Source organism: Jiangella alba (genome assembly GCF_900106035.1).
Lineage (GTDB): Bacteria > Actinomycetota > Actinomycetes > Jiangellales > Jiangellaceae > Jiangella > Jiangella alba.
Genome location: NZ_FNUC01000004.1, coordinates 1,591,691 through 1,603,823 on the forward strand (window position 1 = coordinate 1,591,691; position 12,133 = coordinate 1,603,823).

14 protein-coding genes are annotated in these 12,133 nt (G+C 72.5%); 7 read left to right on the forward strand and 7 right to left on the reverse strand.

Annotated elements, in window-relative coordinates; all coding sequences use genetic code 11:
- Window positions 1–31: 31 nt before the first annotated feature.
- The 4 genes from BLV02_RS25210 to BLV02_RS25225 all read left to right on the forward strand — a co-directional run bounded on the left by BLV02_RS25210 (window position 32) and on the right by BLV02_RS25225 (window position 3,915).
- Window positions 32–2,155, forward strand: coding sequence for a (Fe-S)-binding protein (locus tag BLV02_RS25210; protein WP_069109080.1), 2,124 nt, complete (start codon window positions 32–34; stop codon window positions 2,153–2,155).
- 184 nt (window positions 2,156–2,339) lie between these two features.
- Complete coding sequence (locus BLV02_RS35900) at window positions 2,340–2,834, forward strand: hypothetical protein (RefSeq protein ID WP_069109079.1); 495 nt, start codon at window positions 2,340–2,342, stop codon at window positions 2,832–2,834.
- A 28-nt stretch (window positions 2,835–2,862) separates the two neighbouring features.
- The gene (locus BLV02_RS35905) at window positions 2,863–3,711 is read left to right on the forward strand and encodes a DUF4097 family beta strand repeat-containing protein (RefSeq protein ID WP_069109078.1); all 849 of its coding nucleotides are present in this window, start codon (window positions 2,863–2,865) and stop codon (window positions 3,709–3,711) included.
- 12 nt (window positions 3,712–3,723) lie between these two features.
- Window positions 3,724–3,915, forward strand: coding sequence for a hypothetical protein (locus BLV02_RS25225; protein WP_069109077.1), 192 nt, complete (start codon window positions 3,724–3,726; stop codon window positions 3,913–3,915).
- Window positions 3,916–3,968: 53 nt separating this feature from the next.
- Here the strand turns inward: BLV02_RS25225 and BLV02_RS25230 are convergent, their stop codons facing one another.
- From BLV02_RS25230 to BLV02_RS25250, 5 genes are all read right to left on the reverse strand, one after another.
- Window positions 3,969–5,063: a YihY/virulence factor BrkB family protein gene (locus BLV02_RS25230; RefSeq protein WP_216093953.1), complete on the reverse strand. Its 1,095-nt coding sequence runs from the start codon at window positions 5,061–5,063 to the stop codon at window positions 3,969–3,971.
- Window positions 5,064–5,072: 9 nt separating this feature from the next.
- Window positions 5,073–5,417 (reverse strand): DUF3618 domain-containing protein, encoded by a 345-nt coding sequence (locus BLV02_RS25235; RefSeq protein WP_069109076.1) that lies wholly within the window; start codon window positions 5,415–5,417, stop codon window positions 5,073–5,075.
- A complete protein-coding gene (locus BLV02_RS25240) occupies window positions 5,414–5,827 on the reverse strand; it encodes a phage holin family protein (protein ID WP_069109075.1) in 414 nt (137 codons plus the stop codon). Before BLV02_RS25240 ends, BLV02_RS25235 begins: the two co-directional genes overlap by 4 nt.
- On the reverse strand, window positions 5,793–6,116 hold the full coding sequence (locus BLV02_RS25245) for a YtxH domain-containing protein (protein ID WP_069109074.1): 324 nt from the start codon (window positions 6,114–6,116) through the stop codon (window positions 5,793–5,795). Before BLV02_RS25245 ends, BLV02_RS25240 begins: the two co-directional genes overlap by 35 nt.
- A gap of 98 nt (window positions 6,117–6,214) precedes the next feature.
- A complete protein-coding gene (locus tag BLV02_RS25250) occupies window positions 6,215–8,320 on the reverse strand; it encodes a S9 family peptidase (protein ID WP_069109073.1) in 2,106 nt (701 codons plus the stop codon).
- Between the two features lie 69 nt (window positions 8,321–8,389).
- Between BLV02_RS25250 and BLV02_RS25255 the strand changes: the two genes are divergently transcribed.
- The gene (locus tag BLV02_RS25255; RefSeq protein WP_069109072.1) at window positions 8,390–8,743 is read left to right on the forward strand and encodes a GntR family transcriptional regulator; all 354 of its coding nucleotides are present in this window, start codon (window positions 8,390–8,392) and stop codon (window positions 8,741–8,743) included.
- The gene (locus BLV02_RS25260) at window positions 8,740–9,762 is read left to right on the forward strand and encodes a DUF1648 domain-containing protein (protein ID WP_069109071.1); all 1,023 of its coding nucleotides are present in this window, start codon (window positions 8,740–8,742) and stop codon (window positions 9,760–9,762) included. Before BLV02_RS25255 ends, BLV02_RS25260 begins: the two co-directional genes overlap by 4 nt.
- A 3-nt stretch (window positions 9,763–9,765) precedes the next feature.
- Here the strand turns inward: BLV02_RS25260 and BLV02_RS25265 are convergent, their stop codons facing one another.
- Together BLV02_RS25265 and BLV02_RS25270 are read right to left on the reverse strand one after the other, a co-directional pair.
- Window positions 9,766–10,368 (reverse strand): nitroreductase family protein, encoded by a 603-nt coding sequence (locus BLV02_RS25265; protein WP_069109070.1) that lies wholly within the window; start codon window positions 10,366–10,368, stop codon window positions 9,766–9,768.
- A gap of 79 nt (window positions 10,369–10,447) precedes the next feature.
- The gene (locus BLV02_RS25270) at window positions 10,448–10,876 is read right to left on the reverse strand and encodes an SPW repeat protein (protein ID WP_069109069.1); all 429 of its coding nucleotides are present in this window, start codon (window positions 10,874–10,876) and stop codon (window positions 10,448–10,450) included.
- 110 nt (window positions 10,877–10,986) lie between these two features.
- Here BLV02_RS25270 and BLV02_RS25275 point away from each other — a divergent pair, with 110 nt between their 5' ends.
- Window positions 10,987–12,024 carry a hypothetical protein gene (locus BLV02_RS25275; RefSeq protein ID WP_069109068.1) on the forward strand — a complete coding sequence of 346 codons (1,038 nt, stop codon included), beginning with the start codon at window positions 10,987–10,989 and terminating at the stop codon, window positions 12,022–12,024.
- Window positions 12,025–12,133: the final 109 nt, after the last annotated feature.

Below are 12,133 nucleotides of genomic sequence, written 5' to 3' on the forward strand. Positions count from 1 at the left end.
CCCGTCCGATCGGCAAGGAGGCCGAGCCCGCATGCAGTTTGTCGCGATCGTCGTCGCGCTGGGCGTGACGGTGCTGTCGTTGGTGGTGCTCACCGACGCGATCATGCGGATGGTGCGGGTCATCCGGCTGGGCGGGCCCGCGCCGGGCCGCAAGCTGAACCCGTCGGCCCGCACCCGCACTCTGGTGCGCGAGTTCCTCGGCCACACGAAGATGGCGAAGCGCCCGGTGGTGGCCGTGGCGCACTGGTTCGTCATGGTCGGGTTCTTCGCGTTGTTCTTCACGCTGGTCACGGCGTACGGGCAGTTGTTCGACGCTCGGTACGCGCTGCCGCTGATCGGGCACTGGATCCCGTTCGAGTGGGCCACCGAGGCCATCGCGTGGGCGACGCTGCTGGGCATCGGCCTGCTGACGGTGGTGCGGCAGCGGTCGCATCCGCGGGCGCTGGGGCGGGGGTCGCGGTTCTTCGGGTCGACGTTCTGGCAGGCCTACTACGTTGAGTTCACCATCGCGACCATCGCGGCGAGCATCCTGGTGCTGCGCGGGCTGGAGTACCGCCTCTTCGGTGACGTGCTGCACTTCCCGCTGACGGCGTTCATCGGGTCGTGGTTCTCCGGCGTGCCGACGGCCGACGTGGAGCTGACGGTGCACCTGGTCGCCGGGCTGAAGATCACCGTGTCGTGGGTGTTCTTCATCGTGCTGGCGTGGAACCTGACGATGGGGGTGGGCTGGCACCGGGGGCTGGCGTTCTTCAACATCTGGTTCAAGCGCGACCCCGAGGGCGGGCCCGCGCTGGGCGCGGCGAAGCCGTTGACGGTCAACGGCGAGCCGGTCGACTTCGAGGCGCTGGACGACCTCGACGACGACGCGTCGCTGGGGGTCGGGAAGGTCGAGGACTTCTCCTGGAAGGGGCTGCTCGACTTCTCGACGTGCACGGAGTGCGGGCGGTGCCAGTCGCAGTGCCCGGCGTGGAACACCGACAAGCCGCTGTCGCCGAAGCTGTTCGTGACGGCGCTGCGCGACCACGCGTACGCGAAGGCGCCGTACCTGCTGGCCGGTGACGAGTCGGCGAAGGCCGAGGCCGAGCGTCCGCTCGTCGGGCCGGTCGACGCGGGCGGCGTGATCGACCCGGACGTGCTGTGGTCGTGCACCACCTGCGGGGCGTGTGTCGAGCAGTGCCCGGTCGACATCGAGCACGTCGATCACATCCTCGACCTGCGCCGCTACCAGTCGCTGATCGAGTCCGAGTTCCCGTCCGAGCTGAACGGGCTGTTCAAGAACCTGGAGAAGGCCGGCAACCCGTGGGGCGTGAACGCCTCCAAGCGCATGGACTGGGCGTCGGGGCTGTCGTTCGAGGTGCCGCGCGTCGGCGTCGAGGTCGATTCGCTGGACGAGGTCGAGTGGTTGTTCTGGGTGGGCTGCGCGGGCGCGTTCGAGGACCGCGCGAAGAAGACGACGCAGGCCGTCGCGGAACTGCTGCACACCGCCGGGGTGTCGTTCGCCGTCCTCGGCGACGGCGAGACCTGCACCGGCGACCCCGCCCGCCGGTCCGGGAACGAGTTCCTGTACCAGCAGCTGGCCGCGCAGAACATCGACGTGCTGCGCGAGTCGGGCGCGGTGCGGGTGGTGTCGACGTGCGCGCACTGCTTCAACACCATCAAGAACGAGTACTCCCAGCTCGGGCTGGAACTCGAGGTCGTGCACCACACCCAGCTGCTCAACCGCCTCGTGCGCGAGGGGAAGCTGACCCCCGTCGCGCCCGCCGGCGACGCCCAGATCGCGGGACGGCCGGTCACCTACCACGACCCCTGCTACCTGGGCCGGCACAACCAGGTCTACACACCGCCGCGCGAACTCGTCCAGGCACTCCCCGGGGTGGAGCTGCGCGAGATGCCGCGCAACCAGCAGAACTCGTTCTGCTGCGGCGCCGGCGGCGCCCGCATGTGGATGGAAGAGCGCATCGGCACCCGCATCAACAGCGCCCGCACCGCCGAGGCGCTCGACACCGGCGCCGAAGCCATCGCCGTCGGCTGCCCCTTCTGCCGGGTCATGCTCTCCGACGGCCTCACCGAGGCCCAGGCCGACGGCCGCGGCGAAGGCGTCGAGGTCCTCGACGTCGCCCAACTGCTGCTCGCCGCGGTGCAGCGAGGCTCCTGACGTCGTCGTGGCGTCGCCATGACGCCACGACGCCCCCTTTGCAATGAGCACCCATACGCACCGCCGGCGACGCCCAGCTCGCAGGCGGTGCGTATAGGTGCTCATTGCAAAGGGGCCTGTCCGGCGTCATCGGTACGCCACTCTGGCGCTTGACCTGACGCCACAATGACGCCATGATGGCGTCATGGACCTCACTCAGTACGTCGAAGCGTTGCGCGGCTCGTTGGCCGCGGCCGGGCAGGCCGCCTCCGACGACGTCCGCGGTGCCGCCGAGCGGCTGTCGTACGCCGTCGAGCCGTCGCTGCGGCTCACGTTGCTCGAGGCACTGGGCGACGCTGCGGCCGAGGTCACCACCCAGCTCGACGGCATCGCCGTGGAGGTCCGGCTGCGCGGCGGCGACCCCGAGATGGTCGCCACCGAGACCGTCCACGCGCCGCCGCACCCGCCGCAGCCGCCCACCCCGCCGGTGCCGCCGTTGCCGCCGGAGGACGAAGGCACCTCGCGGGTGTCGCTCCGCCTGCCCGAGACGCTCAAGGTCCGGGTCGAAGAGGCGGCGGCCGCCGAGGGCATGTCCGTCAACGCCTGGCTCATCCGCGCCGTGCTGCAGACCTTCGAGCCGCAGCGCTCGTCCACCAGCCGCGTCACCCTCGGCCGGAACCTCTCCGGCTGGGTGCGCTGACACCCGCCCGCGACCTCAGGAGACTCCCGTGTCCGACATCGTCACCCACCGCTTCCCCGCCGACGGACCCATCGGCCTCACCGTCGAACAGCGCTCCGGCGACGTCGTCGTCACCGCGGCCGACGACGCCACCGAGATCCTGGTCGAGCTGCGACCGGCCGGCCACGACGGCGAAGACCTCGCCCACCGCACGCTGGTCGAGCACCGGCCCGGCGCGCTGCGCATCGAGGTCCCGCGCACCACGTCGCTGCTCGGCCGCTCCGCGTCGGTCGACATCACCGTCACCGTCCCCACCGGCAGCCGCGTCGACGCCCAGGCCGGCTCCGGCGACCTCCGCCTCGACGGCCGGTTCGCCGATGTCGCCGCCAAGTGCGGTTCCGGCGACATCGCCGTCGACACCTGCGACGACCTCCAGCTCAGCACCGGCAGCGGCGACGTCTACGTCACCGAGACCGCCGGCGCCCGGGTGCGCACCGGCTCCGGGTCCATCCGGTTCGGCACCGCCGGCGGCACCGTCGAGCTCGAGTCCGGCTCCGGTTCCATCGACGTCGAGCAGCCGCTCAGCAGCGGCCGCGTCTCCGCCGCGTCCGGCGACATCCGGCTCGCCGCCGTCGACGGCCGGGTCGAGCTCAAGACCGCGTCCGGCGACATCACCGCCCACCGCGCCGTCGAGGGCGAGCTCCGGGCGCGCAGCGCCAGCGGCAACGTCACCGTCGGCATCGTCACCGGCACCGCCGCCAACCTCGACGTGTCGTCCATCTCCGGGTCCATCCACTCCGACCTCGACCACACCGACGCGCCCGCCGCCACCGACCGCGCCCTGCTGCTCTCCATCACCACCGTCAGCGGCTCCATCCGGCTGCACCGCACGACCTGAAAGGAGACCGTCATGAGCTACGAGCCGTACCCCGACACCCTGCACCGCGTCCGCGCCACCGAGCTCGAGCACGCCGCCGCCACGGCCGGGCTCGCCCGCCGTGCCCGCCGCACCCGCCGCCTCGAACTCGCCGCCCGTCTGCTCGACCGCCTCGCCCGCCGGCTCGAGGCCCGCGCCGGCGCCAGCCGGGTCCGCGCCATCTGACCCTCGGCCGCCTGCCGCCTGCCCTGGTGCGCCGCCCACGGAACGGGTGCCCGTCAGGTGTGCTCCTCCGGCAGCGACGTGTCGTCACCGCCGGACTGCCGCAGCCGCAGGCCGCGGCGCACCAGGGTGGCGTGCTTCTCGGCGTCCTTCTCGATCTTGCGGGTGTCGCGAGGCGGCAACTGGATGGCCTCCTCGGCGCGCACCCCCGACAGCAACTCCCGTGCCCGTTCGGTCTCGGCGTCGAACTCGGCGCCGAACAGCAGGGCCAGGTTGGTCAGCCACAGCCACAGCAGGAAGATCACCACGCCGGCCAGCGACCCGTAGGTGCGGTTGTAGCTGCCGAAGTTCGCCACGTAGAGCCCGAACGCGGCCGAGCCGAGCGCCCACACGACGATCGCGATGAAGGCGCCGGCGCTGACCCAGCGGAACCGCGGCCGGCGCACGTTCGGGGTGCCCCAGTAGAGCATCGCCACGATCACCACGACGATCAGCACGAGGGCCGGCCACTTGGCGACGTTCCAGACGGTCACGGCGGTGTCGCCGACCCCCATCGCGTCGCCGACGGCCCGCGCCACCGGGCCGCTGACCACCAGCAGCACGGCGGCCATCAGCACCAGCAGCATCGTCAGCAGCGTGAGCGCCAGCTGTTGCGGCCGCAGCTTCCAGAACGGGCGCCCTTCGTCGACGTCGTAGATACGGTTCATCGCGCGGCCGAAACCGCCGACGTAGCCGGACGCCGACCACAGCGCGACCAGCAGACCGATGATCAGCGCTGAGCCGGCGCCCGGAGCCTGGGTGAGCTGATTGATGGGCCGCTCCAGGTCCGACGTCACCAACGACGGCGCGATGTCCTGGACGATGCCGACGAGCTGGTCGGTCGTCCGCTGACTGTCCTGCCCGACGAGCGCCGGCAACGACGCCAGCGCCACCAGGGCCGGGAACAGTGACAGCACCGAGTAGTACGTCAGTGCCGCCGCCATGTCCGGGCACTCGTCGCGGAGGAACTCGCGCACCGAGCGGCGGGCGACGTAGGTCCAGGACGGGCGGGTCAGCTGCGTCGGCCCGTCCGGCGCCGACTGGTCCGCCGCCACGCCGTCGGGGCGCGGCCGGCCCGGCGAGGACTCACGTCCGTGCAGGTGCGTTGCCATGGGGTGCTCCTAGTGCCGCCGCTTCCACGCGACCGCGCCCACCACAGCGCCGACCACGACCGTGGCGCCGGCGGCGATCATGGTCGCCGGGCGGGTGGCGACGTCCTTGGCGGACGAGGCCATGGAACCGGCGCGGTCGCGGGCCGACCCGGCCAGGGAGCCGGCGCGGTCGCGGACGGCGCTCAGCCGCTCGCGCGCCTGGCTGCGCACGTCCAGCTTGTGCTGCAGCGCCTCGACGGTGCGGCCGAGGTCGGCCCGGGTCTGCTCGATGTGCTTCTCGATCTCCTCCGGTGTCGCGTCCTTCGACGGTTCACCGGTGGTGGGGGCGTTCGTGCGCGTAGTGGTGGTGCTCATCGGTGCCTGCCCTCCTTGAGCTCCTCGACGTCGCGTTTGACGTTCTCGACGGTGCGGTCCGGGGTGGGCGAGGCCTGCTTGGTCTCGCCCCGGCCGATCAGCGCGGCCACGCCGGCCAGCAGGAACAGGACGGCGGCGACGATCAGCGCCGCGGCCCACACGTCCAGGCTGGTCAGCGCGAGTGCCGCGATGGCCGCCGTCACCAGGGCGCCGACCCCGAAGAAGGCCAGCAGCCCGGCGCCGCCGAACAGGCCGACGCCGATCCCGGCGTGCTTCGCCTTCACCGACATCTCCGCCTGCGCCAGCCGCAGCTCGTCGCGGATCAGATGCGACGTCTGCGTCGAGAACTCCCGGACCAGCTCGGCGACGGAGTGGTCATCCTGACTGCGGGTAGTGCCCGTTGCGGCCATGGGCGCTCACCTCCGCGATGTCGCTGCCGTCGCCGTCACCGTTGTGGCGGTGCATCGTCGAGCGCACCTTGTCGGAGGCGCGTGACGCGGCGTCGGTGAGCTTCTCCTGGAGCTCCGGCGCCCGGGCCCGCACGGCCTCCTGCGCGTCCGTGACCTTCTGCTGCACCTTGGGGTCGTGCCACAGCGCGTCGGCTCGGCCCTTGAGCTCCTCGTAGCGCTGCCGCCCGGCCCGGGTGCCGAGGACGTACCCGACCGCGGCGCCGGCCAGGAGGATCAGCTTGCCTTTCATGGTCCCTCCCAGGTTTCTCGCCGTTGAGTGGCGGCTTACCCGATCGGGACGCGCGCATGCGCGGCGTTCACGCAGGTCACAAACGCCCGGAAGGTGAACTATGCGAGGTTGGCGGGGTTCGTGGTGTCGATGATGAACGCCAGCGTGAACGCCTCGTCGCGCCAGGCGTCGTAGCGGCCGGACGGCCCGCCGTGGCCCGCGCCCATCTCGGTCTTGAGCAGCAGCGGACGGTCGCCGGTGGCGGTCGCGCGCAGCCGCGCCACCCACTTGGCCGGCTCGTGGTAGCCGACCCGGGGATCGTTCAGCCCGGCCGTGGCCAGGATGGCGGGATAGGGCCGCGCCGAGAGGTTCTCGTAAGGCGAGTACGACTTCATGTACGCGTACACCTCGGCGGAGTCGACCGGGTTGCCCCACTCTTCCCACTCGACGACCGTCAGCGGCATGGTGGGGTCGAGGATGGTGTTGAGCGCGTCGACGAACGGCACCTCGCCGACCAACGTGGCGAAGGTCCCGGCGGACAGGTTGGCGACGGCGCCGATGAGCAGGCCGCCGGCGCTGCCGCCCCGTCCGGCCAGCCGGTCGCGCGACGTCCAGCCGGCCGACACCAGGTGCTCGCCGCAGGCGATGAAGTCGGTGAACGTGTTGCGCTTGTGCAGCAGCTTGCCGTCCTCGTACCAGCGCCGCCCCAGCTCGCCGCCGCCGCGCACGTGCGCGATGGCGAACACGTAGCCGCGGTCCAGCAGCGACAGCCGGGCGATCGAGAACCAGGGGTCCATCGACGCCTCGTAGGCGCCGTAGCCGTACAGGACGCACGGCGCGCTGCCGTCGCGCGGGGTGTCGCGCCGCTTGACCAGCGAGATGGGGATGCGGGTGCCGTCGTCGGCGAGGGCCCACTCGCGGACCGACTCGTACGCGGACAGGTCGACGCCGCCGAGGACCGGCTGCCGCTTGCGCAGCGTCAGCCCGCCGCCGGCGACGTCGTAGTCGTAGACGGAGCTGGGCGTGGTGAGCGAGGCGTAGCCGAGCCGGAACACCGTGGTGTCGAACTCGGGGTTGCCGCCCGGCCGGACGGTGCGCACGGGCTCGTCGAACCCGATGTCGCGCCCGGGCCCGGGCACGCCGTCGGCCAGCGGCATGACGTGCAGCTCGGTGCGGCCCTCGCGGCGCATGGACACGACGAGGTGGCCGGCGAACGCGTCGACGCCGGTGACGCGGACGCCGGGGGTGTGCGGCAGCACCGGCCGCCAGCTCTCCCGCCCCGGCGCCGACGCCGGTGCGACGACCAGCTCGAAGTCGACGGCGTCCTTGTTGTGCACGATGAAGAAGGAGTCGCCGGTGTGGTCCAGGGAGTACTCGACGCCCTGCTCGCGCGGCTGGACGACGCGGAACTCGCCGCGCGGGTCGCCGGCCGGCAGCACCCACGTCTCGCTGGTGATCTGGCTGCCCAGTTCGATGACGACGTACTGCTCGCTGCGGGTGAGCCCGACGCCGGCGAAGAACCGCTCGTCGGTCTCTTCGTGCACGACGACGTCGGCGGCGGCCTCGGTGCCGAGCAGGTGCCGCCACACGCGGTACGGCCGCATGGCGTCGTCGACGGTGGTGTAGAACAGCGCGCTGCCGTTGCCCGCCCACGCCGAGCCGTAGTAGGTGCCGGGCACCTCGTCGGCCAGCGTGGCGCCGGTCTCGAGGTCCTTGAACCGCAGCGTGTACTTCTCGCCGCCGTCGTAGTCGGTGGAGTACGCCAGCAGTCGGCCGTCGGGGCTGACGTCGAACGCGCCGAGCGCGAAGTAGGGGGAGTCGCCGGCCAGCTCGTTCTGGTCGAGCAGCACCTGCTCGTCGGCGGGCGAGACGATCGGCTCGGCAGGGTCGGCGGGCAGCGCCGGCTCGGTGCGCGAGCGGCAGTGGATGGGGTACTGGCTGCCCTCGAGCGTGCGGGTGTAGTACCACCAGCCGTGGTGCCGCGCCGGCACCGAGAGGTCGGTCTCGAGCGTGCGGCTCTTGATCTCGTCGAAGATCTCGTCCTGCAGCGCCTTCGTGTGCGCCGTGGCCGCCTGGGTGTGGGCGTTCTCGGCCTCGAGGTAGGCGACGGTGTCGGCGTCGTCGCGGTCCTTCAGCCAGGCGTACTCGTCGACGACGGTGTCGCCATGGACGGTCCGCTCGGCAGGGACCTGCTTCGCCACGGGCGGCGCGGGGATCTCCGTCATGGGCAGACGCTATCGCACCACCACGCCGGCCAACTTGTTCTATTAGAGCTAGAACAATACAATCGAAGCATGCTCATCCGACTCGACCCGGCGTCCGCCGAGCCGCTCTTCGCCCAGTTGGCCGGAGCGGTCCGCGGTGCCATCGCGCGCGGCGAGCTGGCGGCCGGGGAGCGGCTGCCCAGCGCGCGCGAGCTGGCCGAGTCGCTCGGGCTGAACGTCCACACGGTCCTGCACGGCTACCAGCTGCTGCGGGACGAAGGGCTCGTGGAGCTGCGCCGCGGGCGCGGCGCGGTGGTCACCGAGGCCGGCGCGGGCGGCCTGGCGCGGCTGCGCGAGGCCGTCGCCGGCGCCATCGCCGAGGCGCGCCGGCTGGGGCTGAGCGCCGACGAGCTCACCGCATTGATCCGGAAGGAGTACTCATGACGGAGCAGACGACGGGTGGCCCGGGCCGCGGCGTGCTGGCGCGGGCGCTGCTGGCCGCGGCCGGCCTGCCGATCGTGATCGGTGCGGTGGGCGCCGCGCTGGTGCTGAGCTGGCGCGACGAACTGCCGGCGCGGGTCGCCACCCATTGGGGTGCCGACGGGACGGCGGACGGCTTCAGCTCGGTGTCCACGGTGGCCTGGCTGGTCGTGGGGTTCGCCGCCGCGTTCGCCGTCATCGGGGTCGTGCTGGTGCTGGCGGTCCGCGCCGACGCCACCGTCACCCGGGTCGTCGCCGCCACCACGGCCGGCACGACGGCGTTCGTCACGGCGCTGGCCGTCCTGCTGACCGAGCGGCAGCGCGGAACGGCCGATGCCGCCGCCGTCGAGCTGCCCGGCGCGGTCATCGCGCTGGCGCTGGCCGCCGGTGTCGTGGTCGCGGTGCTGGCCGTGGCGCTGACGCCGCGCTGGACGTCGCCGTCACGGCCGCTCGGGCCGCTGCCGCCCGGCGCCACCGAGGCGCCGCACCTGGCCGTCGGGGCCGGCGAGCGGGTGGTCTGGACCCGGTCCGCCGCCACCGGTGGCCTGCCCGCCGTCGTGCTCGTCGCCGGCATCGGCGTCACCGCGGTCGTCGGCGTCCTGGCCCGGCAGTGGTGGGTGCTCGGCATCGGTGTGGCGCTGGCCGTCCTCGCGGCGGCGATGTTCTCCATCACGGTGACGGTCGACGAGCGCGGGCTCACGATCCGCGGCCGGTTCGGGCGGCCGCGCCTGCACACGTCGCTGGACCGCATCGCGCGAGCCAGCACCGTCACCGTCCGCCCGGCCCGCGACTTCGGTGGCTGGGGCTATCGCCTCTCCGCCGTCGGCCCGTTGAAGGGCACCCGCGGCTACGTGCTGCGCGGCGGCGAGGCGCTGCTGGTCGAACGGACCGACGGTGTGCGCACCCTCGTCACCGTCGACGACGCCGGCACCGCGGCCGCGCTGCTCAACGCGCTGCTGGAGCGCCGCTTCGGCGGTGTCTGACGCTCAGGCCGACCAGCGGCCTCGGTGCACCACGGCGTCGAGGTCGCGGCGGCCGCGGCGCAGCGACGGCGAGCGGCGGTCGGGCGCGCGGTGGCCGATGCTGACGACGCCGATCGGCTTGTAGTCGGCCGGGACGCCGAAGGCGGCTCGGAACGCGTCGACGCGGTCGGCCGGGATGCCGAAGAAGCAGGCGCCCAGACCCTCGTCGACGACGGTCAGGAGCATGAGCAGGCTGGCCATGCCGGTGTCGATGTCCCAGTACGGCGCCGTCCAGCGGGACTCGTCGCGGTCGGTCCAGCCCTTGTCCGGCTCGGCGTACCGGTCGAGGTAGGCCGCCTTCGACGACAACGGCACGATCAGCACGGGCGCCCGGCGCAGGCCGGCCGACCACGCGTCGGAGCCGTCGCCGGGTGGCGTGGCCGCGTCCCAGAACCGGGCGACGTCGGCGGGGGAGTCGAGGCGCAGGAACGCCCAGCCCTGGCTGAACCCGGCGCTCGGCGCGTGCAGCGCGTGGGTGAGGACGCGGTCGACGACGGCGGGGTCGACCGGCTCGTCGGTGTAGTTGCGGACCATGCGGCGACGGGCGACGACGTCGGCGAACTCCATGGGCCCATCTTCGTGGACGAGGTCCGGGCGGCGGCGCACGGGATCGGGGAAGGAGCGCCGCCGCCCGGAGGCCCGTTGTTCAGGAGCGAGTCCGGCGCATGCCGCCGGACATCATGGCGAGGGCGCACAACACGATGACGGCGCCGGCGATGATGTTGCTCACGATGGCGGAGTTCTCCGGCGTCGGCCCGTCGACGGCCCAGGGCGCCACGATGGCCCAGGCGCCCAGGATGGGCGCGACCCAGGCCATGCCGTGGAAGTGGCCGTAGGAGGCCACGAACCCGGCCGCCAGCAAGGCGACGGCGATGCCGGTGAACAGGTTGGTCATGGTGAGCGCGGAGTGGTCGGAGAATCCGATCACCCATGGCGACATCGCGACATAGAGGCCGGCCAGGAACGTCAGGCCGTCGGCGGACTGCGCGACGGGAGTCTCGGCGAGCTGGTCGTACCTGTGCCTCATGGCAGCGACGTCGGGGTGTTGTTCGATGTCGGGAGTCGGCATGGTCATGACCCCCACCTCCTTCGGAGGACACCGGGTCGATCCCGCACTCTTATGATGCTCCTCTCGACCCCTGATCGTCGAAGCGATCAGCCGCCGCCGTAAGAGACGAGCTCCACATGGCGATCTTCCGCCGCAAGACCAGGGTGACCGACGACCCCCGGCCCGCGATCGCCCGGTTCTGGGCGTGGTGGACCGAGCACCGCGACGACGTCCTCGCGGCGTTCGAGGAGAAGCGCTCCGACGACCTCATCGAGCTGCTCCGCCCGCCGGTCGCCGCCATCGACCCGTCGCTGAACTGGGAGGTCTCACCCAGCGCGGCGAAGCGGTTCATGCTGGTGGTCTCCAGCGGCGGCAAGGCCGAACTGCGCGGGCTGGCCGAGCGCTGGATGCTGGCCGCGCCCGACGACCCCGAGGTCGAGTTCGCGCCGGTGCGCCGGGCCGACCCCGCCCTGTTCGACTCCGTCGTCATGAAGGTCGACGACTACGACATCGAGCTGCGCGAGCTGGTCGCCGGCACCCGCGTCGACCCGCAGCGCAGCCGGCTGGACGTCGTCATCCACCACCCGCTGTTCCCGCTGCTGGACAAGGAGCACCGGCTCTCGGTCGCCTTCCACGGCCTCGACGCCGCGCTCGGCGAGGACGAGGCGGAGCGCTGGATCGGCGAGGTCGAGGTCGCCGCCGACCCGCCGCTCGACGCCATCCCGGTGTCGATGCTGGGGACGGTGGTCGACCAGCTGCGCCCGTCCGACGACGTCTGGGCGCTGCTGCGCGGCAGCGGGCGCAAGGGCCCGATCGTCGCGCTGGTGCGCCGCCCGCTGGACCGCGTCGAGCGGCCGCTGGCCGACACCCACGTCGCGCTCGTGCTCGACTACCCGCCCGGTTCCGACGGCATGCCGCCGGACGACTCCCTGCTCGACGACGCCGAGCAGTTGGTCCAGCAGGTCATCGCGGAGCTGGGCGGCGAGGGCCCGCAGGTCGTCCACGTCGGCCGCGTCACCGGCGAGGGCAAGATCGTCGTGCACCTCTACGTCGACGGCCTCGAGGTCGACCCCGCGCCGGTGGGCGCGGTGCTGCAGCAGTGGACGCACGGCACCGCCGCGGTGCAGAGCCGGCCCGACCCGGGCTGGAAGGCGGTCGCGCCGCTGCTGCGCTGACGCGGGCGGCTGTACGCCGCGTCACATGAAACTCCCTGTCGGAATGTCAGGCGCCTCTGGCACAGTTGAGCATGTCGGTGTTTCGCGCCGCAGCAGTCGCGCGCCGTTT